Origin of the sequence: Oceanicaulis sp. HTCC2633, from assembly GCF_000152745.1 — a bacterium.
GTDB lineage: Bacteria > Pseudomonadota > Alphaproteobacteria > Caulobacterales > Maricaulaceae > Oceanicaulis.
In genome coordinates, this window is record NZ_CH672428.1 from 1,823,863 (window position 1) to 1,844,584 (window position 20,722).

At 63.5% G+C, this 20,722-nt stretch carries 25 protein-coding genes; 1 reads left to right on the plus strand and 24 read right to left on the minus strand.

The window, feature by feature from the left end:
- Positions 1–2 precede the first annotated feature (2 nt).
- The 21 genes from OA2633_RS08595 to OA2633_RS08685 all read right to left on the minus strand — a co-directional run bounded on the left by OA2633_RS08595 (position 3) and on the right by OA2633_RS08685 (position 17,670).
- Positions 3–1,181, minus strand: a complete 1,179-nt coding sequence (locus OA2633_RS08595) for a TrbI/VirB10 family protein (RefSeq protein WP_009802142.1) — start codon at positions 1,179–1,181, stop codon at positions 3–5.
- Positions 1,178–2,215, minus strand: coding sequence for a P-type conjugative transfer protein TrbG (trbG, locus tag OA2633_RS08600; RefSeq protein WP_009802143.1), 1,038 nt, complete (start codon positions 2,213–2,215; stop codon positions 1,178–1,180). Before trbG ends, OA2633_RS08595 begins: the two co-directional genes overlap by 4 nt.
- The gene (gene trbF / locus OA2633_RS08605) at positions 2,212–2,895 is read right to left on the minus strand and encodes a conjugal transfer protein TrbF (RefSeq protein ID WP_009802144.1); all 684 of its coding nucleotides are present in this window, start codon (positions 2,893–2,895) and stop codon (positions 2,212–2,214) included. The genes trbG and trbF overlap by 4 nt, the downstream gene beginning before the upstream one ends.
- Positions 2,895–4,181, minus strand: a complete 1,287-nt coding sequence (trbL, locus tag OA2633_RS08610) for a P-type conjugative transfer protein TrbL (RefSeq protein ID WP_009802145.1) — start codon at positions 4,179–4,181, stop codon at positions 2,895–2,897. The genes trbF and trbL overlap by 1 nt, the downstream gene beginning before the upstream one ends.
- 3 nt (positions 4,182–4,184) lie before the next feature.
- Complete coding sequence (gene trbK-alt, locus OA2633_RS08615) at positions 4,185–4,457, minus strand: putative entry exclusion protein TrbK-alt (RefSeq protein WP_009802146.1); 273 nt, start codon at positions 4,455–4,457, stop codon at positions 4,185–4,187.
- A gap of 5 nt (positions 4,458–4,462) precedes the next feature.
- The gene (gene trbJ / locus OA2633_RS08620; RefSeq protein ID WP_009802147.1) at positions 4,463–5,203 is read right to left on the minus strand and encodes a P-type conjugative transfer protein TrbJ; all 741 of its coding nucleotides are present in this window, start codon (positions 5,201–5,203) and stop codon (positions 4,463–4,465) included.
- The gene (gene trbE, locus OA2633_RS08625) at positions 5,196–7,655 is read right to left on the minus strand and encodes a conjugal transfer protein TrbE (RefSeq protein ID WP_009802148.1); all 2,460 of its coding nucleotides are present in this window, start codon (positions 7,653–7,655) and stop codon (positions 5,196–5,198) included. The genes trbJ and trbE overlap by 8 nt, the downstream gene beginning before the upstream one ends.
- A gap of 3 nt (positions 7,656–7,658) precedes the next feature.
- Positions 7,659–7,928, minus strand: coding sequence for a VirB3 family type IV secretion system protein (locus OA2633_RS08630; RefSeq protein ID WP_009802149.1), 270 nt, complete (start codon positions 7,926–7,928; stop codon positions 7,659–7,661).
- Complete coding sequence (locus tag OA2633_RS08635; RefSeq protein ID WP_009802150.1) at positions 7,928–8,257, minus strand: TrbC/VirB2 family protein; 330 nt, start codon at positions 8,255–8,257, stop codon at positions 7,928–7,930. The genes OA2633_RS08630 and OA2633_RS08635 overlap by 1 nt, the downstream gene beginning before the upstream one ends.
- Entirely contained in the window at positions 8,254–9,237 is a 984-nt protein-coding gene (trbB, locus tag OA2633_RS08640) for a P-type conjugative transfer ATPase TrbB (protein ID WP_009802151.1), read from the minus strand. Before trbB ends, OA2633_RS08635 begins: the two co-directional genes overlap by 4 nt.
- A 162-nt stretch (positions 9,238–9,399) precedes the next feature.
- Complete coding sequence (locus OA2633_RS08645; RefSeq protein ID WP_009802152.1) at positions 9,400–9,813, minus strand: CopG family transcriptional regulator; 414 nt, start codon at positions 9,811–9,813, stop codon at positions 9,400–9,402.
- 8 nt (positions 9,814–9,821) lie between these two features.
- Positions 9,822–11,831: a conjugal transfer protein TraG gene (locus OA2633_RS08650; protein WP_009802153.1), complete on the minus strand. Its 2,010-nt coding sequence runs from the start codon at positions 11,829–11,831 to the stop codon at positions 9,822–9,824.
- Positions 11,832–11,854: 23 nt separating this feature from the next.
- The gene (locus OA2633_RS08655; protein ID WP_009802154.1) at positions 11,855–13,612 is read right to left on the minus strand and encodes a DUF3363 domain-containing protein; all 1,758 of its coding nucleotides are present in this window, start codon (positions 13,610–13,612) and stop codon (positions 11,855–11,857) included.
- A 247-nt stretch (positions 13,613–13,859) separates the two neighbouring features.
- The gene (locus OA2633_RS08660) at positions 13,860–14,543 is read right to left on the minus strand and encodes a lytic transglycosylase domain-containing protein (protein ID WP_009802155.1); all 684 of its coding nucleotides are present in this window, start codon (positions 14,541–14,543) and stop codon (positions 13,860–13,862) included.
- Between the two features lie 22 nt (positions 14,544–14,565).
- Positions 14,566–14,913 carry a DUF736 domain-containing protein gene (locus OA2633_RS08665; protein WP_009802156.1) on the minus strand — a complete coding sequence of 116 codons (348 nt, stop codon included), beginning with the start codon at positions 14,911–14,913 and terminating at the stop codon, positions 14,566–14,568.
- 13 nt (positions 14,914–14,926) lie between these two features.
- On the minus strand, positions 14,927–15,505 hold the full coding sequence (locus tag OA2633_RS08670; RefSeq protein WP_009802157.1) for a S26 family signal peptidase: 579 nt from the start codon (positions 15,503–15,505) through the stop codon (positions 14,927–14,929).
- Positions 15,502–16,008 carry a DUF2840 domain-containing protein gene (locus tag OA2633_RS08675; protein ID WP_009802158.1) on the minus strand — a complete coding sequence of 169 codons (507 nt, stop codon included), beginning with the start codon at positions 16,006–16,008 and terminating at the stop codon, positions 15,502–15,504. The genes OA2633_RS08670 and OA2633_RS08675 overlap by 4 nt, the downstream gene beginning before the upstream one ends.
- A complete protein-coding gene (locus OA2633_RS08680; RefSeq protein ID WP_009802159.1) occupies positions 16,005–16,289 on the minus strand; it encodes an AlpA family transcriptional regulator in 285 nt (94 codons plus the stop codon). Before OA2633_RS08680 ends, OA2633_RS08675 begins: the two co-directional genes overlap by 4 nt.
- Before the next feature lie 261 nt (positions 16,290–16,550).
- Entirely contained in the window at positions 16,551–17,000 is a 450-nt protein-coding gene (locus OA2633_RS15865) for a DUF2285 domain-containing protein (RefSeq protein WP_158085768.1), read from the minus strand.
- Positions 16,924–17,265: a transcriptional regulator domain-containing protein gene (locus tag OA2633_RS16720; RefSeq protein WP_366080137.1), complete on the minus strand. Its 342-nt coding sequence runs from the start codon at positions 17,263–17,265 to the stop codon at positions 16,924–16,926. The genes OA2633_RS15865 and OA2633_RS16720 overlap by 77 nt, the downstream gene beginning before the upstream one ends.
- A 129-nt stretch (positions 17,266–17,394) precedes the next feature.
- The gene (locus tag OA2633_RS08685) at positions 17,395–17,670 is read right to left on the minus strand and encodes a DNA -binding domain-containing protein (RefSeq protein ID WP_009802160.1); all 276 of its coding nucleotides are present in this window, start codon (positions 17,668–17,670) and stop codon (positions 17,395–17,397) included.
- Positions 17,671–17,840: 170 nt separating this feature from the next.
- Between OA2633_RS08685 and OA2633_RS08690 the strand changes: the two genes are divergently transcribed.
- Positions 17,841–18,068, plus strand: coding sequence for a helix-turn-helix domain-containing protein (locus OA2633_RS08690; RefSeq protein ID WP_009802161.1), 228 nt, complete (start codon positions 17,841–17,843; stop codon positions 18,066–18,068).
- A 42-nt stretch (positions 18,069–18,110) separates the two neighbouring features.
- On the opposite strand, the gene OA2633_RS08695 is transcribed toward OA2633_RS08690, so the two are convergent.
- The 3 genes from OA2633_RS08695 to OA2633_RS08705 all read right to left on the minus strand — a co-directional run bounded on the left by OA2633_RS08695 (position 18,111) and on the right by OA2633_RS08705 (position 20,504).
- Positions 18,111–18,443: a DUF736 domain-containing protein gene (locus tag OA2633_RS08695; RefSeq protein ID WP_009802162.1), complete on the minus strand. Its 333-nt coding sequence runs from the start codon at positions 18,441–18,443 to the stop codon at positions 18,111–18,113.
- Between the two features lie 557 nt (positions 18,444–19,000).
- Positions 19,001–19,444, minus strand: a complete 444-nt coding sequence (locus tag OA2633_RS08700; RefSeq protein WP_009802164.1) for a hypothetical protein — start codon at positions 19,442–19,444, stop codon at positions 19,001–19,003.
- Positions 19,445–19,565: 121 nt separating this feature from the next.
- Entirely contained in the window at positions 19,566–20,504 is a 939-nt protein-coding gene (locus OA2633_RS08705) for a DUF2493 domain-containing protein (protein ID WP_009802165.1), read from the minus strand.
- Between the last annotated feature and the right edge of the window lie 218 nt (positions 20,505–20,722).

Consider the following 20,722-nt stretch of genomic DNA (forward strand, 5'->3'; position numbering starts at 1 on the left):
GGTCAATTCCGATAGGGTTCGAGGATGAGGTCGCGCGTGACCATCACGCGCACTGGGAATCCGGGGCGAATGGTCAAGGTCGGCGGGATGGAAAGCTGACGACGAACAACCTCCTCACCGGCGCGGCCGATCGTGTCCTGCGTTCCTTCGCGAATGGCGCGGGCGATGTCGTCGTCATCATCGGCGCCAAGCTCCACACCGATATTCAGGACAGTGGCGAGCCCGGCCGCCATGAACAGCCGTCCCCAGTGGTTGTTGACGCCGTCTTCGAGGCCGGCATAGCCGGCCTCGTCGGCGCCGGGCTGGCGTTCGAGAACGATAGAGCGCCCATTGGGCAGAATCAGCCGTGTCCAGGCCAGCAGCACGCGGCTTTGGCCGAAAGCGACGCGGCTATCGTATTCACCGATGAGGCGCGCGCCTTGCGGGATCAGCAGGAAGCGACCGGTCGGGCTGTCATAGACATTGGACGTCACCTGCGCAGTGATCTGACCGGGAAGGTCCGAGCGCAGACCCGTGACCAACGCTGCCGGGATGACTGCGCCTGCCTGGACCACGTAAGGACTGGGCGGATCGGTGAGCCGATCGGCGGCGGTCGTTCGGCGATCAACGGGTTCGTCGAGAAATGCTTGCCGCCTGTCTGTCGCGTCTGGAGCGGTGTCCGTAGCACTCGCGGGAAAGAATGATCCGGTGCCGGACAGCACGGGAGCGACCACCGGCGAAGATTGCGGTTGTTCGCCGATGGCGGTCTTGGCTTCGGCGAAAAGACGACTGAGCCGGGCTGCCTCCAACTCTTGCAACCGGCGCTGTTCTTCCGGATCGACGGCAGGCGCAGTAGCGACCGCCGGCACGGGCTGACCGCGTTGTTGAGCTGACAGGATCGGCCGTCCGAGCTCACCGGGGAGCGGCGGTCCAAGTTGGGGTATGTGTGTGTAGTCGGTCGGAAGGCGCGACAGACCTTCGGCTGCCTGGATGCGCTCGGTCGAATAGAGCTCCGGCGGTCCATCAACGGGTTTGCGGTCTTGTAACGCGACGATCAGTATGGTGCCGAGACCGAGGCCTCCGACCGCGCCAAGCACCGTTAGCGTGCGGCGCGAGAGACGCATGACCCTTGGCGGATCGGCGCGCAGCCGCAAAGAGGCGGCAATCTCTTTGTCCTCACGGGATTCTCTATCCTCGCTCATTTGCGTGGCCCCACGGCGTCGGGGCGTGACGCGGTAGGGGCGTTGCGGCTCACCCCGTCGGTGCGGACGATCCGCACGCGTCTCTGCCTGTCGCCGAGACGCAGTTCGGCGGCGGCGAAGAGCCGATCGACGATCATGTAGTTGCGGGCGATGCGATAGTTGACGAGCTGGCTTTCGCCTTCCGGACCGATGACGAAGAGCGGCGGCATTTCCCCCTGTCCGATCCCGCGTGGGAACTCGATGAAGACCTGCCGCCCATCATCGAAAGCGCGAAGCGGCCGCCAGGGCGCGCGGTCGCCCTCGATCCGGTAGCTGAAGCGCAAGGAGTCGAGCGCCACGTCGCGTCCGATCGGCAAGGCTGCTTCCGCCTCGGCGTTGCGCCGCCTGAGCGCGATCAAGGCATCCTCGGCGTAGGTCCAGGAGACGGAAGCCATATAGGCGGACGGGTTCGCTCTCAGTTCGAGATGATAGGTCCGCCGATCCGTATTGATGACGAGGTTGGTCTGAAGATCAGGCCGCGTCGGTTTGACCAGAATATGGATGCGCCGAGAGCTGTCCGAACCGCTCTGGGTGTCGCCGATGATCCAGCGCGCCGTATCGCCGGCCGCGATAGGACCGGAGCCCACCAGGCTCTCTCCAGGTTGTAGGGCGATGTCGGTGATCTGCCCCGGCGATGCGTAGACCTGATAGAGCGCACCCTCGGTATAGGGATAGAGTTGTACGGCGTTGATGAAGCCGTCGCGCACCGGCTCCATCCGGGCGGCGGCGTTCGCCTCGTTCACCCGTTCGGCGGGATCGGCAGATTCCGGCGCTCGGTCACCCCCATTGATCGGCTTGAGTTGACCTGGCAGCGGCAAGGGACTGTTGCGCTCGACGATCCGTACCGGACGCTCCGGTTCAGAAAGAAGCGTCGCTTCGATCGGAGGGGTGTCATAAGCGATCTCAGGCGGCTTGAAGGTCGCGCATCCCGAGAGCGCCGCGGCGGCGAGAAGCCCTGTCATGGAGGCTTTGTTCAGGCGAAGTGTTTTTGTCATTGGGCAGTCTCCCGAGACCAGTTGATGGCGTTGACGAAGATGCCGAGCGGGTTTTTGCGCAGGTGCTCGGCATCGCGCGGCTGTTGCAGAACGAGGGTGACAATGGCGGTCCAGCGCTCGGTCGCGGCGAGCTGTCCGTTGGCGTAACGGCGCTCGATCCAGGCGATGCGGAAGCTGCTCTCGGACGCGCGGATAACGCTGGAGACTTCGACCGAGATCTGCGTGTCGCCGACCTTGGCGAAGGGATCGTTCACCCGGGCGTAGTCGTTGAGCGCCAGCGCGCCCTTGTCGGTCGTGAAGTCGTAAGCGTGCAGCCAGTTCTGGCGCAGCACGATCGGATCGGCCGGGATTTGGCGCACATTCTCGATGAAGCGCGAGAGGTGGTAAGCGATCTGCGGATCGGTCGGTCGGAAGTCGGCGGTGGCAGGCGTCACGGCTTGCGCCGCGCCAAGCCTGTCCACCTCGACAACATAGGGCGTGATCGTCCCTTGTGTGGACTGCCAGACAAGCGCGGCGCTGAGCCCGCCTGAGAGCAGCAAAGAGCCGAACGCCATCAGTCGCCAGTTCCTGGCTTGCACGCGGGCGGACCCGATGCGTTCGTCCCAGACCTGTGCGGCTTTCTGATAGGGCGTGACGGGCTCTGGGGTCTTGGAATAGCGAACGCTTGGACGACGGAACATCATGATTTCTCCGAAAGGCTGACGGCGGTCCCGCCGCCACCATGGTCGCCAGAGCGAACGGCATGAGCTGCGACGGCGGCGCCGTGGTGAAGGGTTTGCTGTTGTTTCATGCGCCGCGCCCAGGCTGGCGGTACGCCACTGGCTGAGGGCGAGACGTCGGGGCTGTTACTGAACTTGCCGCCGGTCGCTTCGAAGGCTGCGCGCGAACCTGAGCGGTAGCTTTCGCTCATGGAACGGCGAAGCGGGTTCGTTGCGGCGCTGACGCCCGCTTTTCCAACGCTAGAGAGACCGGCGGCGACACCGGAGGCGCCGCCGCCAGCGGCAGCGTTTCCCATGCTGTAGGCGGTCGAGGCGCCACCAGCGACTGCCGCCGCGCCGCGCGCTCCGGCGCCGACTGTTCCGACGGCCATCCGGGCGCCAGCGACCCCGCCGACAGCAAGCCCGCCGGCGGCGAGACCTGCGCCAACCGCAGCGCCTGCGCCGAGTTGCGGGCCGCCCGAAACGATGCCGTTGGCGATGCCCGGACCGAAGATGCCGAGCGCGAGCATGGAAAGCGCGGCGAGAACGATTGCCATGGCGTCTTCAATGGTCGGCTCACCCGTGAACCCCGCGGTGAACTCGCCAAAGATGGTCGAGCCGATGCCGACGATCACGGCGAGCACCAGGACCTTGACCCCGGACGAGATCACCAGCCCCAACACGCGTTCAGCCATGAAGGCGGTTTTGTTGAACAGGCCGAAGGGTACGAGGATGAAGCCGGCCAGCGTGGCGAGCTTGAACTCGATCAGCGTGACGAAGAGCTGGATCGCCAGAATGAAGAAGGACAGGAGAACGACCAGCCAGGCGAAAAGCAGGATGATGATCTGGAGGAAATTCTCGAAGAAGGAGACAAAGCCCATCAGATCGGAAATCGACGCGAGAATCGGACGGCCCGCATCAAGGCCGATCTCTGCGATGCGGCCGGGCTGAAGCAGCTCGCCGGGGCTAAGGCTGCCGCCCGAAGCGATGAGGCCAAGCCCGGCGAAGCTTTCGAAAACGATGCGGGCGAGCGCGTTCCAGTTGCCGATGATGTAGGCGAAGACGCCGACGAAGAGCGTTTTCTTGATGAGCCGGGCGAGGATGTCGTCGTCGGCGCCCCAGGCCCAGAAGAGCGCAGCGAGCGTCACGTCGATGACGATCAGGGTCGTTGCCAGGAAGGCGACGTCGCCGCCGAGCAGGCCGAAGCCGCTGTCGATGTAGGAGGTGAAGACCTGCAGGAACCGGTCAATGACGCCAACACCGCCCATATCCTACTCCTTCTCGGGATCGTCGCCGGGAAGCCCGAGAAATCGGCGGCGTTGCTCTGCCCAGGCGGCGCGACACATCGTGTCGATTTCCAGCTCTTCCGGCGTCACCGTTCGGCAGCGAGAAAGTTCCGCCTGCAAAGGATTGTTGGTCACGGGAGGAACCGATGGCGTTTCCGGAGTGACCGTATTCGCCAGCTCAACCGCGGCGAAGAGCGCAGCGAGCCCGCCCAAGGCGATGGCGACGGGCCTGATGATTTGGTCGGGAGAATTGCGCACGGGTATTACCGGAACATGCTGACGGCGGTTGGCGTGTAGCCGGTCCCGTAGTCGAGGAAGCGATTGAGGTTCTCGCGCCCCTGCGCTTTAGCGGACGCGCGCCGAGCCGCGTCCAGCGCGTCCGCGCGGTTCTGCGCGGTGATGGCGGCGGTTAGGTCCGTCATCTGCTGGCTTTGCAGGGCGAGAAGTTGATTGCCGGCCTGCGCCGCCTGCAAGGTGCCGACCGCACCCTGGCTTTGCGAGACGAGAGTGCTCAATTCCGTGCGCGTCGCTTCAATATTGCCGACGACGCCGGCCTGGACCTTCAACGCGTCTTCATAGCCTGCAACCGAGGTCCGCCAGCGCGCCTCGGCATTGGCGTTCATGGCGGCGAAATCGCCGGTTGCTGCGGCGTCTCCATATTGTTCTGAGAAGACGCGTTCGATTTCGGAGACGACGTATCCAACGCGCTGCGCTTCGCCCAGCAGATCTTCCGTCTGCTGCATGATCGACCGCAGACGCGCCAGCGATGAGTGCGGCAGGTTTGCGAGGTTGCGTCCCTGGTTGATCAACATCTGCGCCTCGTTCTGAAGCTGCGTGATCTGATTGTTGATCATTTCGAGGGTGCGTGCGGCGGTGAGAATATTTTGCGCGAGGTTGGTCGGATCGATGACGACGTCGCCGACGCCGAATAGCGCATAGGCCGGTTGCATCGGCGCCAAAGCGATGGCTCCGGTCAGCATGAGGGCGGCGAGTTTCTTACGCATGAGTAGTCTCCGTGGTTTGAGGGGATGGGATCGGATCAGGTGTTTGGCCGAGCAGTTCGACGGCCCAATCGAGACCGCGACGGGCGAGCCAGGCTGCGGCGAAGCCGTCTCGTCCGTGTTCGGAGAGGATGTCGGTGATGGCGGCGTGATCGGTCTTCGACGATGCGGCCGTGAAGGCGAGCGCGACCTCGCCGAGACCGAGCGAGAAGAGCCGATTGCCGCGGCGCGACTGGCAGTAATAGTCCCGCTTCGGCATGGCCCGCGCGACGATCTCGATCTGGCGTTCATTGAGGCCGAAGCGGCGGTAGATGTCGGCGATCTGCGGCTCGAAGGCACGCTCGTTCGGCAGGAAGATGCGCGTTGGACAGCTCTCGATGATGGCGGGCGCAATCGCGGAATTGTCGATGTCGGCGAGCGATTGCGTGGCGAAGAGGACGGAGGCGTTCTTCTTCCTTAGAGTCTTAAGCCATTCGCGGAGCTGGCCGCCAAATGTCCCGTCATCGAGCGCGAGCCAGCCTTCATCGACGATGATGAGGCTCGGACGTCCATCGAGGCGATCCTCGATCCGGTGGAACAGATAGGCGAGCACGGCCGGCGTCGCGGCCGATCCGATCAGCCCTTCGGTCTCGAAGGCCTGGAAATCGGCTGTTCCGAGTTCTTCTGTTTCGGCGTCGAGCAAACGCCCGAAGGGGCCGCCAAGACAGAATGGCGTGAGCGCCTGTTTGAGTTCGGTCGACTGCAACAGGACGGATAGCCCCGTGAGCGTTCGTTCTGCGACAGGCGCCGAGGCGAGCGAGGTCAGCGCCGACCAGAGATGATCCCGCGCGACCGGATCGATGGTGACGCCTTCTCGCGCGATCAGGCCGGACAGCCAGTCCTGCGCCCAGGCGCGTTCGCCGATATCGTCGATGTTGCGCAGCGGCTGAAGCTGGACGGCGGCTTCGTCATCCGAGAGCGCGCCGGCGAGATCCTGCCAGTCGCCACCACAGGCGACGGTCGCACAGCGGATCGAGCCGCCGAAGTCGAAGGCGAAGATCTGCGCGCCCGCATAGCGACGAAATTGCAGCGCCATCAACGCCAGCAACACGGATTTGCCCGACCCGGTCGGACCGACGACCAGCGTGTGCCCGACATCGCCGACATGGGGTGAAAAGCGGAACGGAGTCGAGCCTTCCGTCTCCGCGTAAAAGAGTGGAGGTCCGTCCAGATGATCATTGCGCGCCGGTCCTGCCCAGACTGCCGATATCGGGATCATGTGGACGAGATTGAGCGTGGAGACCGGCGGTTGACGGACATTGGCGTAGAGATGGCCGGGCAACGAGCCGAGCCACGCCTCGATGGCGTTCAAAGTCTCGGGCATGCAGGTGAAGTCACGACCCTGAATGACTTTTTCCGCCGCCTTTAGCTTGGCGTCCGCGACGGCTTCGTCCTCATCCCAGACGGTCAGCGTAGCGGTGATGTAGGCGGCGCCCGCTATGTCGGCGCCGAGCTCTTGCAAGGCTTCATCGGCGTCGGCGGCCTTGTTCGCCGCGTCGCTATCGAGCAGCGTCGACGCCTCATTGGTCATCACCTCTTTCAGGATCGCGGCGATGGATTTGCGCTTGGCGAACCATTGCCGGCGGATGCGCGTCAGCAGTTTGGTCGCGTCGGTCTTGTCGAGGCAGATAGCGCGCGTGACCCAGCGATATTCGAAGGGTTGGCTATTGAGCTCATCCAGCAGTCCCGGCCATGTGGCCGTGGGGAATCCGATGATGGAGAGGCTGCGCAGATGCGCCCCGCCCAAACTCGGCGCCAACCCGCCGACAAGCGCGCTATCGGCCAGGAGCACATCGAGATGCATCGGCGTTTCGGGCAAGCGCAGGCGTTGACGACGCGTCGACACGGTCGAATGCAGAAAGGTCAGTGTCTCTTCGTCTGAGAGCCAGGCGGCCTCCGGCATGAAGCCGTCGAGGAGATCGAGCAGGCGATCCGTTCGCGCCATAAAACTCTCGACATGCTCTCGCGGGTTGAGGCTGCTGTCGGGCGCGTCCTCATAGAGCCATCGTCCCGCGCGGCTCGTATCGTCGAGCGGCGGCATCCAGACGAAAGTCAGGAAGTAGCTGCTTTCGAAATGTCTGGACGCATCTTCAAACTGGGCGCGTCGTTCCGCGTCCACGAGGGCGGAAACGGCATCGGGAAAATGTGAGAGCGGATAGTCGCGCGCCGGCGCCCGCTGCGCTTCGACGAACACCGCCCAGCCCGATCCGAGCCGGCGAAGGGCGTTGTTGAGCCGGCTGGACACGGCGACGAGTTCTGACGGTGTCGCGGAGTCGAGGTCAGGCCCCCGAAACCGTGCGGTGCGTTGCAGACTGCCATCCTTGTTGAGGATGACGCCCTCCGCGACGAGCGCCGCCCACGGAAGAAAATCTGCCAATAGCGAGGCGGTCGAGCGATATTCGGCGAGGCGCATCATCGCTCAGACTCCGAACCAGGTTGGGAAACGAAGATGCCGGCGCGCAACATCGACGATCTGGGCATCACGTTTTGCGGCCCAGACCGCGAGGAGATGGCCGACAAGCCAGAGTGCGATCCCGACCACCCAGAGCCTAAGGCCAAGTCCGACGGCTGCTGCGAGCGTGCCGTTGGCGATGGCGACCGTGCGGGGCGCGCCGCCGAGCAGGATCGGTTCGACCAGGGCGCGGTGGACGGGCGCGTAAAAGCCCGGAATGTCGGCCAGCTCGCGCATCAGATCAGCGCTCCGCCGCCGAACGAGAAGAAGGACAGGAAGAAGCTCGACGCCGCGAAGGCGATGGAGAGGCCGAAGACGATCTGCACGAGGCGGCGAAAACCGCCGGAGGTGTCGCCGAAGGCGAGCGTCAGTCCTGTGACGATGATGATGATCACCGCGACGATCTTGGCGACCGGCCCTTCAATGGATTCCAGGATTGACTGGAGCGGCGCCTCCCAGGGCATGCCCGAGCCCGCCGCATGGGCGGGCGCGACGAGCAAAAGGCTGAACGCGAGCGCCGTCGCGTAAAGCGGCCAGCGCGGATAGAGAATTGTGGTTTTGGTCATGGATGGTCTCCTGTCCTGGGGTGAAGAAGCGGTTGGATCTGGTAGTCCCCGGTCGCATCGAGGCCCTCGACGCGGGCGAGTTCGGAAAGCCGGCGCGCCGACCCGCGCCCCGAGAGGACGGCGATCAGGTCGATTGTCTCGGCGATCATCGCGCGGGGCACGGTGACGACGGCTTCCTGGATGAGCTGTTCGAGGCGATGCAGCGCGCCGACGGCCGAGCCGGCATGGATGGTGCCGATGCCGCCGGGATGGCCAGTGCCCCAGGCTTTCAGGAGATCAAGCGCTTCGGCGCCGCGGACCTCTCCGATGGGAATGCGGTCAGGACGTAGTCGAAGCGAAGAGCGAACGAGATCGGAGAGCAACGCCACGCCATCCTTGGTCCGCAGCGCGACAAGGTTAGGCGTCAGGCATTGGAGTTCGCGCGTATCCTCGATCAGAACGACGCGGTCGGAGGATTTGGCGACCTCTGCGAGCAGCGCGTTGGTAAGCGTGGTTTTGCCGGTCGAGGTGCCGCCAGCGACAAGGATGTTGGCGCGGGATGTGATGGCGTCGCACAATGCCGCCGCCGCATCGTCTGGCATGATCCCGGCGCGGACATAGTCTTCGAGCGTGAAGACGGCGACGGCCGGCTTGCGGATCGCGAAGACAGGCGCGGCGACGACCGGCGGCAACAGCCCCTCGAACCGCTCCCCTGTTCCTGGCAGCTCCGCAGACACACGCGGGGATCCCGTATGGACCTCTGCGCCGACATGATGCGCGACCAAACGGACGATGCGCTCGCCGTCAGCGGAGGAGAGCTCTACGCCTGTGTCGGCAAGGCCTTCGCTCAGCCGGTCGACCCACAGGCGGCCATCCGGATTGAGCATCACCTCGACAACGGCAGGGTCTTCGAGCCATGCGGCGACGTTGGCGCCCAGCGCAGTCCTGAGCATGCGTGCGCCACGGGCGAGCGCTTCGGATTTGATTATGTGGACGGTCATTGGCGGCCCCGCATTGGATTACGGGGTCGATCAAGAAGACCTTTAAAGGCTGATCGGCAACAGCCTTGAAGGCGTAGTAGTACTACGGCGCGCAACGGCAGGAGAAAGCGAAAAACGGTCGAAACAGTTCACTTCAAAATACCTGGGAAACAGGCTGTAGATTTACTCTTTCGGTGTGAAATCTTGCGACACTTCTTTGGCGAAGGTGTTACCCTTTGCGAGCCGCCGACCGAGCGTTTCTACAAAGCCTTCATACCGCTCGCGGCCTTTCGCCTGCGCGGCATCGCGCATCGTATCTGGCAATGGCGGAGTCGTCGTGAGCCAGAACCGGATGAACAAGGCTATCGCATCGTTGCCGATCGTCACGTCGCGTTCGAGCCGTTCGACGGCGCGGGTCAGCCGGTCGAGACGTCGCGTAATCGCAGCCTCGCGCTGATCCGCAGCGTCGGGGGAAAGGTAGGAGGCAAGCGCCGCTTCCACGATCTGGGATTTCGAAACTTTGCGCCGCGCCGCCAGCGTGTCGAGCTCCGCTGATAAAGCTGGATCGAAATACACATTGAGCCGATCTTTCTTCATGGCGGGCCTCAAAGTTCGATGCCGTCATCGGGATCAAGCGAGGCCTGCCGGGCGATGCTGCGGAATCGGCCCTGCATCTGGCGAGCCCGCTGAGCGTCATCATCCGTTTCATCATCGAGACCCGCGAACTCTTCTCGCGCAGATGGTGCCGGCTCCGGCGCGATGTCTTCATGCTCGGGCAGTTCCGGCTCACGGCGAATGCCGCCGTCTGCATCTTCGCCCGCATCGCTGGAGGCCCTCTTACCTGGCTTCGGCGCAGCGACGGATGCACGGTCACTCCAATCATCTGCCTGCAACTCTTTCGATACGGTCGGTTCGGCCATCAGTTTGGGCGGTGACAGGATGCGTGTCTTGAGCTGTGGGTCGGTATAGTAGCGCGCCTTTTTGCCCCGGACCGGCGGCGCGCCGGAGACGAGCACGATTTCATCATCCGGCGGTAATTGCATGATCTCGCCGGGAGTCAGCAAAGGCCGCGCGGTCTCCTGCCGGGAGACCATGAGATGGCCAAGCCAGGGCGACAATCTGTGCCCGGCATAGTTCTTCATTGCCCGCATCTCGGTCGCCGTGCCGAGGGCATCGGACACGCGCTTGGCAGTACGTTCGTCATTGGTCGCGAAGCTCACCCGGACATGGCAGTTGTCGAGGATGGCGTTGTTCTGGCCATAGGCTTTCTCGATCTGATTGAGGGACTGCGCGATGAGGAAGGCCTTCAATCCATAGCCCGCCATGAACGCGAGCTGGCTTTCGAAGAAGTCGAGCCGCCCGAGCGCCGGAAATTCGTCGAGCATCAGCAACAGGCGATGGCGCTTGCGATTGGCGTTCAACTCTTCTGTCAGCCTACGTCCGATCTGGTTCAGCACAAGCCGGACGAGCGGCTTTGTGCGGCTGATGTCGGAGGGCGGCACGACGAGATAGAGCGTGGTCGGCCGCGCGCCAGAGACCAGATCCTTGATCCGCCAGTCGCAGCGGCTCGTGACCCTGGCGACGACGGGATCGCGATAGAGGCCCAGAAAACTCATCGCCGTAGACAGAACACCGGAGCGTTCGTTTTCCGACTTGTTGAGGAGTTCGCGCGCCACCTGCGCCACGACCGGATGCGGCCGGTCGCCAAGATGCGGTGTGCGCATCATCGCCGCGAGCGTCGCCTCGATCGGCCGGCCCGGATCAGAGAGGAAGGCGGCGACGCCGGCGAGCGTCTTGTCCGCCTCGGCGTAGAGGACATGGAGGATCGCGCCGACGAGCAGCGAATGGCTAGTCTTCTCCCAATGGTTCCGGCGTTCGAGCAGACCTTCCGGATCGACGAGGATGTCGGCGACGTTCTGGACGTCGCGTACTTCGCTGTCGCCGCGCCGGACTTCGAGCAGTGGATTGTAGGCCGCGCTCTTCGCGTCGGTCGGATCGAACAGGATGGTGCGGGTGAACCGCGCCCGCCACCCGGCGGTGAGCAGCCAATTCTCTCCCTTGATGTCATGGACGATGGCCGAGCCCGGCCAGGTCAGGAGACTCGGGACGACGAGGCCGACGCCCTTGCCCGAGCGGGTTGGCGCGAAGCAGAGCACATGCTCCGGGCCGTCATGCCGGAGGTAGTGGTTCTCGAAGCGGCCAAGCACGACGCCGTCCGCGGCAAGCAACCCGGACGATTCAACGTCCTTCCGCTCCGCCCATCGGGCTGAGCCGTAGGTGGTTACGTCGCGCGCCTCGCGAGCCCGGAGGACGGAGAGGAAAATCGCGACACCGATCGCGGCGATCCCGCCGCTGCCGGCAATGATCGCGCCTTCGACGAACACACGCGGCGCATAGGCGTCGTAGAAATACCACCAGACGAAGAAGCTCCAGGGCGGATAGATCGGCCATCCGAGAATGTCCGTCGTCGGCGCGCCGAGCTGAGGCTGAAAGCCGAGCCGCCATGCGGTCCACTGTGTTGCGGTCCAGATGAAACCGACCACAACGAGCGAGACGATGATGATCTGGCCCCAGAGGATTTTGGTGGCCTGTGTTGGCTGTGTCTTGATCGGCATGTCTTTTCCTTCCGGGGTGATGCTCAGATGCCAAGCCCGCGCTTGCGGCCGAGGCTCCAGTCGATCCCACCACCCGGCGTCATCGTTCCCGTCACGGTCTGGCCGAGATGGCGTTCGAGCTGGGGTTTCCACGGGACGAGTTCGAAGCCGAGGCCGCTATCGACCATGGCGAAACGGCCTGAGGCGAGATCGAGACGCCGGCGATAGGTTCCCGAGATGCGATCGCCTTCTGCAGAATTTCTGCGAAGCAAGCCTGTCTCGGTTTCGACACGCGCCGCCGCAGCGTCGAGCTCTCGTTCGCGCAGCGTCTTCAGGAGGTCGCGGGCGAAGGTGACGCGCCGACCATTTCTGGTCGCGAGCCCCTCGGCGACGAGATGATCGGCGCGCCGGTCGAGCGCTTCGCGAACTTCGGCGCCGAAGCCGCCCATGCTGAGCGGCGCCTGGGTCTTGGCGAGTTGCAGCCGATCGAGCCAGGTCGCACCACTCGCGCCGATTTGGGTTTCGAGGTTGAGGTCGGAGCGGCCGACAAGGGCCATGCGCTGACGGCCGCCATTGTCCGAGCGCCAGACCCGCGTCTCGACAATCCCGCCTTCGGGCGTGTCGCCCGTGGCGTCGAGATCGTTGAAGCGCAGATGATGGACGCTGCCGTCCACGGCGTCGATCACGGCATAGGCCTCGCCGCGCAACTCGTCATGCAGCCCGCGCTCGACCAACCGTCCAAGTACTGGGGCAGTCGGTGTGTCCTCAATCGCGAAGTCCGTTTGTGCGCGCCCTGGTCCGCCGGACATGGCGCGGTGCATGGTCTTGATGATGTCGCCACGCTCGGCGAGATCGCGCAGCGTTTCCTGTGCGCCCGGTTTCAGAGACCAAACCGCCGGGGCGAGCCTGTCGGCGAGGCCGAGCCCTTCCAGCGTCTGGGCGCGACCAATAAGGAGTTTGCGCAGCTCCGGATCGCGCGGTTCCGGGGAGCCGGGACGCAGATCAGCAACCCCGGCACCGTCATCGGCGAGCCCCTGGAGCGCGCGGTCAAGACCCGTCCAGCGTTCGGCTTTCACCTCCGCCTGAAGTTCGGATGCGATCTCCTGCTCGGCGCGCGGCCCGAGCTCCAGTTCGACCAGTTGCTCGGCGCGGCTGCGGAACCCTCGGCTGATATAGTCGCGGGCGATGACGAGGTCCTTGCCGTTATCGGCTCGGCCCCGCACGAGAACATGGATGTGCGGATTGTCGGTGTTCCAATGATCGACGCCGATCCAGTCAAGCTTCGTGCCGAGATCGCGCTCGGCCTGGCTCATCAGGTCGCGTGTGTAGGCGCGCAGGTCTTCGAGGCGGTCGGCGTCTTCAGGCGAGACGATGAAGCGGAAATGATGCCGGTCCTCTTCGCATCGCTCTGCGAAAGCGCGATCATCGACGCTGTCTGCTTCGGCGTTGAACATGCCCGCATCACGCCCGTCACGGGTCACGCCTTCACGCTTCAGATAGGCGATGTGTTTGGCGAGCGGGGCGGAACGGAAACGTGCGCCACGATGACGGACGACGCGCGCTTTGATGACGACGCGCCGCTGGGTGCGTGACAGTCCGCGCGCTGCGCCGGCGAAACGGCCCCGGCCGAATTGCGATCCGCGCCCGCGTCCTTTCGAACCGTTCAGCTTGTATCCGGTGTGTCCGGCCTTGCGGGCGGCGCCCATTACCTGGCCGACAAAGCTTTGCGCCTTCCGGGCGCTTGTCCCCTTGTTGCGGATGCGGCCGGGCCGGATGCGCATGTCATTATCGCGGTCGCTCATGACAAAGCGCCCGCTTGAAAGCGCGCGGCACGGTGAAACCCGCATAAAAACAGTGGGTTGAGCCGTGGGGCGGCACTGTGCCCATGACCGCAGCGGGCGAAATACCCAACAACAACAACGACATAGCGCGTATCCGTGCCGCGCCTTTTATCTCGCCCTCCCGTTGTTGTTGCGCCTTCCGTCCCCGTCCTCCCTCCCGGAAACACGCCATCGCGCGACGGACCGCGCGAGAGTGCGATCAGCGGGATCATCGCCGATCCCCGTTTCCAGTTGGCGGGAACAGACCGTCCGATGCGCCGGATGTGTGTGAAGGAAAAGTGCCTGCGCCACTGCTCAGATGCGTTTCATCAGCAGGCGTTTGTCGGTCGGTACGAGCGGAAAAGAGCGGCGCCGCGCGCCAGTCCACGGTCAGAATTGCGCTCGGTTCTCGCCGTTCTGCTGCAACCGACGCGCCGAGGAGCGGCGCCAACGCCGCAACATAATCGCGGGTTTCTCGGGGCAACGGTCGGCCTGTAGCTAGATGCTCGGCATAGCGTGTCGGTCCCGCATTGTAGGCGGCGAGGAAGCCCGGCGATCCGAAGCGGTCATGCAGTTCACGGAGATAAGCGGCGCCCGCCAGAATGTTGTCGCGAGGATCGAACGGGTCGCGCCCCAGACCGTAACGCGCGCGCAGCTCATCCCAGGTATCGGGCATGATCTGCATCAGCCCCATCGCGCCTTTTTCGCTGACGGCGCGCACGTCGCCGGCGCTTTCCCTGCGCATGACAGCGAGGATCCAACGCGCCGGGAAGCCGAAGCGCTGCGCAGCTTCGGCGATATAGGCAGCATAGGAATTGCCGCCTTGTTCCGTCCTGGAGGACGCGGTCTCTGCTGATACGGTGTGAGAGACAACCACGCCGGAGAGCAGACCGCAGAGGAGGAACTTCGCCATAATAGCGCAGCGCCGAGACGGTCTAGCCGCGCTCATCGCGTTTCTCGGGACGCTTTGCAGGGCGGTTCCAATAGAGCGCCCAATGTCCGTCCTCGGTGTCGGTCTTGAAGAGATTGGCGCGGATCGGAAATGCGAAGGTCGGGTCGTCGATCTGCAAAGAGATGTATTCGCCGGCTTTCTCGCCGGTGCGTTTCCAGCCGGCGCCGATCTCCGGTCCGTCGTGATCGCCGTGATGGATGCGATAGTCGGGCGCGTTTTCGCTGTCCGACGATGTTGCCGGGACGAGGGTGAGTTCTCGGTAGAGAATGAGCGTGTGAAGGCGTCCGGTGAAGCCGGTTTCTGTGCGGGTGAATTGACCGATCTGAGCCATGGGGCAGTTCCTTTCATTTGCGGTCGGAAGAATTTTCGAGAGCGTCGGCGTCGTGATCGGCGCGCCAGACATAGTGGCCGTCGCCGTCTTCATCGGTGAGGATCGGAACGGCGCGCCCGATCACGGCGTCTGCCGGGAGTGCGCCGAAATAGCGACCGTCGAGACTGTCGGGATGGCTTGGATTCAGGAGGAAGAGTTCCGTCTTGGCGACGAAGTGGCAGCCCTGCCAAACGGGCAGGTCGCGTCCGAAGCGGTCGCTCGGCTGGGCCTGCGCCAGGGGGATGTCGTCGACAGCGACAGCGGCGCCATCGCGGCAGACACGTTGTCCGGGAAGCGCAGCGACGTGCTTGAGGAGCGGTACGCCCTCGGGCAGATAGCCGCGCTCGGCGAGATAGGTCGCAAGCGATTCCGGCGGATCGACGACGACCAGATCGCCTACGGCAAGATCGTCGTCCGACGCAACGGCGTATAGCCCGATGGGCGCGCTTGCGGACGCGTTCCAGATCAGCTTGGGGCTCACATGAACGAAGGCCAGTCCGCCGATCGCGAGCACCGAGAAATAGGTCGTCATGACGTATCCGAACCGGGTCATGACACGCTCCCCGCCGACGCGGCTCGCAATGTCAGTGGATCGGGTGGACAGGCTTGGCGCAGGAGCCAGGCGCGATGTTGAGCGGCTGTGTAGCCTCGCGGCTCCAGGCCTGCTGACAGCCTGTTGTGAACGTGGCGCCAATAGTCCGGCGCGGCGTCGGCCGGGTCGATGCCGAGCGCTTCGATCGCATCGGCGAACTGAAGAACCCGTTCGACCTTGAGCCAGCCGGACTGGCGCAGCAGGCTATCGCCGCCGGGTGTCACCTGCGGCACGGTCGCATAGGACTCACCCGGTCGGGGCGCACGCAGGATGTCGATCCGGCTTTCCGTAGTCCCGAAGTCGTTCGCCTGCCAGCGGACGAAGGCGAAGACGGCGCCGGGATCGAAAGCGACGGTGCTGCCACTGCGGCTCTGGATCGTTGTCCGCACGATCCGGCCGAAGCGAATCCAGTGCTCGATCTGCTTCTCGATCCAGACGAGTTCGACAGTGGCCCCGCCGCTCATGAGCGGGCCTTCCGTGCATAGGCGGGCGAGATCGCTGCATGCCGCTTGGCGGGCAACACCTCGTCGCCCGTGTCGTCCGAGGTCGAGTTCTTCTCTCCCCGGCTGACCCAGGCTTGCAGATCCTCGATCGCGTAGACGACGCGCCCGCCGATCTTCGAGTAGCGTGGCCCCGTGCCATAGGTCCGGTGTTTTTCGAGCGTCCGCCCCGAAAGGCCGAGAAAATGGGCCGCTTCCGGCGTTCTCAAATAGCGTGGGGGAAGTCCGGCATTGGGATCGGGCATGGGTCGCGTCTCCGGTTAGGCCATCCCGCTTCGGGAAGCGCGGGACTGTCGGAGACGAGAAAAGCGTAAGATGCGCGCCGGGAGGGATGACGATCAGCGCGCGGCGAAAACGTCACTCCCCTTTGGGGGGCATGAGAACGGAGTGTGAAGAGGTATCGTTTGGTGTTAGAAATCTTAAGGTGTAGGACACGGTAATAAGATCGCCCAGTAGGCGCGCATTATGGACGTGAGAAGCATATTTACTGATCAATTTTCCTGCCCCTACCGAGATTGCCCTTTCAGCAAATTCCTGTACCCATGATCGATCATCATTCGTCCGTAGGCAGCAAGGCGGGCGATTTGAGCCTTTAGCGAACTGGTCTTCCATGGCTCAGCGGACACGCGGGCGGCTCCAAAAAAGACTGTGGCGACGGCGCGATAACTGGCCCCGCGCTGGCGGCCGTCGATTGTTCGCAGGGCTCGTTTCAGGCGTTCGCGTCGCTGTCGCGTGATAGGCGGATGCAGGTCGCGCTCCACAAGTTGGTGATATAGGCGATCAGCGGCGGCTAGCCGAACTGCCCAGTCGTCATCTAGCGGAAGTAGCAGGCCAACGGGGCGATCACTGAGCAAATTACCAACGAGATTAACGCCGTTTTTAAGCCGAACCCAAGAAATCCCGTCGTCGTCGATCTTCTGATATGCGATGCGCGCGGCTGGATTGGCAGAGGTCAAGCCCACGTCCGGAAGAGCATCGATCAGTTGAACGACGGCGGGTGCTGCGGTTGGAAGCCAGAAAATCGGAGCGCTGAGTGCGTTGAGCTGTGGGTTTACAGCGAAATCGTAACCCCCAGTCTGCTGGAGCGCCGCCGCCCTCCCGCATTAGCTCGTAGTCATCACGATAGCGCGAGTTCCGACGAAGGCATTCCCAAGCGAGCCCGGAGACACCGAGATCATCGAAGTGATCATACTGCTTGTCGTCGCGCCAATCTGACGGCATTGCGAAATCCTCCCAATCGCAAACTGGCGCATGGAATTGCGTCAGTCAGTCGGGATATTACGCTTTATACCAGCGGTTGCGCTGTGTGGCCACTGGCGTCGTCTTTTACGCATGGTGCCCGCACGCCGATCAACCTGCGGGAAGACCATTCTTGAGAAGATCTCGGTAGCCTTGTTCGGTCATCCAACGAGCGCGGGATAGATGACTGTCGTGGACCTGGCGCGCACGTTCCGGCTCCTTGTTGGCGTCGATACCGAGCAAGAGCGACGCCACATCTTCAAGCGTTGCACCGGCCTCACTTGCATCGAGCAGGCGCATATAGAGCTTCAGGTGATTGCGATCATAGACCGTCACAGCCGCATCGTTCGGTGGCGCGTCGGCGATCCTGTGCTGTCTCGAGGGCATGCGAAATCCTTGCAAGTTGGCCCATATTATTAATGAACTGGAAACCATAACCTAGCAAGCGCAGGCGGCGCAAACGTCGCCGGGTTGGTTGCAGCTTCGTGGCGGCCGCGTCGTTCGCCGCGTATTATAGTGCGTCGCATTAAAATACGCGATCCGCATTTTACTGGCGGATGGATATTCGGGAAGTATTTGGCGCGAACCTTCAGTATTTTAGGGAAAAAGCCGGCCTCAGCCAGGCCGCTCTGGCGGATAGGATGGGCGTTGACCGCGCTCATATAAGCGCGATGGAACGCGGGCAGCAGAACGTCACTATCATCACCCTCTGGCACGTGGCCGAGGCACTTGACGTCAAACCGGCCGAACTCTTGGACGATCAGCGGAAAAGCCGAGAGGCATGATGGCAGCCCCGCCTGGGAAGACCGGGCGGGGCTGTCGGGGCGTCAATCGCCGCTCTGGCGGCGTGACCGCGACCAGATAAGGCTGTAGCTCTCTTCGCCTTCGATGACGGTGTCGTCGAAGAGGTTGGCGTAGATCGGAGCGGTGAAACTCGGATCGTCGAGCTTGAGGCTCAGATAGTCGCGGCCCTCATTCGAGCGCTTGGACCAGGCGGCGCCGATCTCGACTCGGCCGACGAAGACGCGGTGGCTGGGTGCGTTGTCGTTCGCGCGATCCTCTTCCGGGATGATCCTTACATTCTTCGCTTGAACGCTGAGGGTGACGATTTCGCCGACGTACTCGTTGGCGGACTTCTTGAAGGTTCCGATGGTGGCCATGTCAGTTCTCCTTTTGGCTTTCGAGCCCGCGCCCGTCGCGGCCTCGATGGAGATCGACAAGGCCGGGACGACCGCCGACGCAGTCCGGAGGACCCGGAGCGTATGCGGAGGACAGCGGAGACGGAGTTTCTTGTTTCGCGAGGAATGGGCGTAGCCCAGGGGAAGAAAGTTCGGCTCCGCCGTTGCGGCCAAGGCGGTCGAGGCGTCAGCCGATACCGGCCAGATCAGTCCATGAGAGGCCGTGTCGGGCGTGGGTGATGAGGCTCAGGAGAAGTTCGTCACCGGCCAGCGCGACAGTCGAAAAACGCCGGCAACGAGCGTAGGCGATGAGCGATCGACATCGTTTCAGAGAAAAAGTTAAAACCACGCCGGATAGATTTGAACGAGACCGCTCCATTCTGACCTTGCGCGCCAAGGGCCGGATTGGGCATGTTCCTTCAACGCACGAAAGTGGCTGCGGAACGTGTCAAGCACGATCCCGGTTTCCACTTATCTGAACCTTAACCGTGGAGTGAATCCCCATTGACGTGAGCGATTTAGCCGTCTGTGGCTGCGTATCAAGCATGATGCGAATTGACACCGCCGGACTGCGTCTCTGGTCCTGCAAGGGATGCGATGCGCACCCATGCTGTCGCGCCGACGATGATTGCACCGATGCTTGCGAAGATGAGGGTCCACGTCTCGCCCGCGCCGCCGGTCTCAGAGAGACCCTTGACCGCGTGAAAACCGGCCAACCCGGCCGGCAAGGCATAGAGCGCGCCGATCGCCAGGCGGATGGTCGGTGACCGTATCGTGGCGAACGCGACTTGCCCGAGGATAAGAGCGACTGCGCCGGCGAATAGTGCGACAGCGATGGCGCCGATCGGCCCCGCGCCGTTTTCAAACGCATAGTAGCCGACAGTAACGGCGACGAAGAACGGAAGCGCATAGACGGCCAGGCTGAATAACAGCCAGCAGAGAAAGCCGAGGCCGACAACGCTCAGCAATGCGGACAGAAACATGGGCGGTCTCCTTCATGGATGGAGCGCCTCCACCAACCGCCACGGCGCTTTTCGAAGTATAGCGCAAAGCAGCGCACGCCGAAACCTTCCGGCGCGCGCATCAGGTGATGCATCTCAGGCATCACGCTGCCTGCGCTTTGTTGTTCTTCGGCCTGAAATCGAAGAGCGGGACGCCGAGCTTTTTGGCCTTGTCTGCCAGATTGTCCGTAATTCCCGACCCCGGAAAGAGGATGAGGCCGATGGGCATCGCCTCAAGAAGCGCGTCGTTGCGCTTGAACGGCGCCGCCTTGCCGTGGCGCTTCCAGTCCGGCTTGAAGACGATTTGCTGGCATTTGCGGTTATCGGCCCAGCACGCGGCGATCTTCTCGGCGCCTTTGGGCGATCCGCCATGCAGGAGCACCATGTCGGCGTGCTTGGCCTTCACACGGTCCAGCGCATCCCAGATCGCCCGATGGTCGGTGACGTCCAGTCCGCCGGAGAACGCAACCCGTGGTCCGCTTGGCAGGAGGGGTTCGATCTCCGCGCGCCGCTTCGCCGAGAGATAGTCGCGGCTGTCGATCATGGCCGCCGTCAGCGTCCGGTGACTGATCCGTGATCCCGAGTGCGGTCGCCAGGTCTGACCGATATGGGTCTCGAAGTGGTCGGCGGCGATATCGCGCATGAGCTCGTAAGCGTTGCGCCGCTCGATCAGCGTGGTTCCTTGCGCCGTCAGGGCTTCAAGTTCGACCGAGCGAATTTCCGACCCGTCCTGTTCGCGCTGCGAGCGTTTCTGGGCCTGCTCATTGTCGTCCAGGTCGCGGTCGACGCGGGCCGCTGTGCGATGAAACAGGTTGGTCACGGACCAGAGCAGGTCTTCGAGATCCGGTTCGAGACGCGTGTCTTCCAGCGTGGCGGCGAGCGCGTCGAAGATGTCGGCTATCGCACCCTGGAGGGCGTCGGCTTCGGGCAAGGGTCTCGGGTCGGGTTCGTCGGCGAAAGGCCGATAGCCATAAAGCTGCAATTCTTCGAGTACGGCCGCGGTTGCGGAGCTGGCCATTGGTTCGGTGGTCTCGGCGGTCATGGGATCGTCTCCTGTTCGGCATGAGCCGCGCCTCTCGCGGCCTTCCCGAGCGACGGGAAAGCGGGGGCTGTCCGGGACTGCACCGCCACGGCGGCCGAAGCCAGAGGCGGAGGACGGCGAAGGCGGCGCTCTTTTGTTTCGCGATGCAAAGCCGGGCCATTACGCCCGGCGGCGGAAAAGAGTGTCGCCGTAGCCGTTGCCGGCCCGGCCAGTCTCCG

Bases quoted from the DNA above. Each gene is read 5' to 3' on its own strand.
- OA2633_RS08595 (WP_009802142.1), bottom strand. From the start codon at position 1,181: ATGAGCGAGGATAGAGAATCCCGTGAGGACAAAGAGATTGCCGCCTCT.
- trbG (WP_009802143.1), bottom strand. From the start codon at position 2,215: ATGACAAAAACACTTCGCCTGAACAAAGCCTCCATGACAGGGCTTCTC.
- trbF (WP_009802144.1), bottom strand. From the start codon at position 2,895: ATGTTCCGTCGTCCAAGCGTTCGCTATTCCAAGACCCCAGAGCCCGTC.
- trbL (WP_009802145.1), bottom strand. From the start codon at position 4,181: ATGGGCGGTGTTGGCGTCATTGACCGGTTCCTGCAGGTCTTCACCTCC.
- trbJ (WP_009802147.1), bottom strand. From the start codon at position 5,203: ATGCGTAAGAAACTCGCCGCCCTCATGCTGACCGGAGCCATCGCTTTG.
- trbE (WP_009802148.1), bottom strand. From the start codon at position 7,655: ATGATGCGCCTCGCCGAATATCGCTCGACCGCCTCGCTATTGGCAGAT.
- OA2633_RS08630 (WP_009802149.1), bottom strand. From the start codon at position 7,928: ATGCGCGAGCTGGCCGACATTCCGGGCTTTTACGCGCCCGTCCACCGC.
- OA2633_RS08635 (WP_009802150.1), bottom strand. From the start codon at position 8,257: ATGACCAAAACCACAATTCTCTATCCGCGCTGGCCGCTTTACGCGACG.
- trbB (WP_009802151.1), bottom strand. From the start codon at position 9,237: ATGACCGTCCACATAATCAAATCCGAAGCGCTCGCCCGTGGCGCACGC.
- OA2633_RS08645 (WP_009802152.1), bottom strand. From the start codon at position 9,813: ATGAAGAAAGATCGGCTCAATGTGTATTTCGATCCAGCTTTATCAGCG.
- OA2633_RS08650 (WP_009802153.1), bottom strand. From the start codon at position 11,831: ATGCCGATCAAGACACAGCCAACACAGGCCACCAAAATCCTCTGGGGC.
- OA2633_RS08655 (WP_009802154.1), bottom strand. From the start codon at position 13,612: ATGAGCGACCGCGATAATGACATGCGCATCCGGCCCGGCCGCATCCGC.
- OA2633_RS08660 (WP_009802155.1), bottom strand. From the start codon at position 14,543: ATGGCGAAGTTCCTCCTCTGCGGTCTGCTCTCCGGCGTGGTTGTCTCT.
- OA2633_RS08665 (WP_009802156.1), bottom strand. From the start codon at position 14,913: ATGGCTCAGATCGGTCAATTCACCCGCACAGAAACCGGCTTCACCGGA.
- OA2633_RS08670 (WP_009802157.1), bottom strand. From the start codon at position 15,505: ATGACCCGGTTCGGATACGTCATGACGACCTATTTCTCGGTGCTCGCG.
- OA2633_RS08675 (WP_009802158.1), bottom strand. From the start codon at position 16,008: ATGAGCGGCGGGGCCACTGTCGAACTCGTCTGGATCGAGAAGCAGATC.
- OA2633_RS08680 (WP_009802159.1), bottom strand. From the start codon at position 16,289: ATGCCCGATCCCAATGCCGGACTTCCCCCACGCTATTTGAGAACGCCG.
- OA2633_RS16720 (WP_366080137.1), bottom strand. From the start codon at position 17,265: ATGCCGTCAGATTGGCGCGACGACAAGCAGTATGATCACTTCGATGAT.
- OA2633_RS08685 (WP_009802160.1), bottom strand. From the start codon at position 17,670: ATGCCCTCGAGACAGCACAGGATCGCCGACGCGCCACCGAACGATGCG.
- OA2633_RS08690 (WP_009802161.1), top strand. From the start codon at position 17,841: ATGGATATTCGGGAAGTATTTGGCGCGAACCTTCAGTATTTTAGGGAA.
- OA2633_RS08695 (WP_009802162.1), bottom strand. From the start codon at position 18,443: ATGGCCACCATCGGAACCTTCAAGAAGTCCGCCAACGAGTACGTCGGC.
- OA2633_RS08700 (WP_009802164.1), bottom strand. From the start codon at position 19,444: ATGTTTCTGTCCGCATTGCTGAGCGTTGTCGGCCTCGGCTTTCTCTGC.
- OA2633_RS08705 (WP_009802165.1), bottom strand. From the start codon at position 20,504: ATGACCGCCGAGACCACCGAACCAATGGCCAGCTCCGCAACCGCGGCC.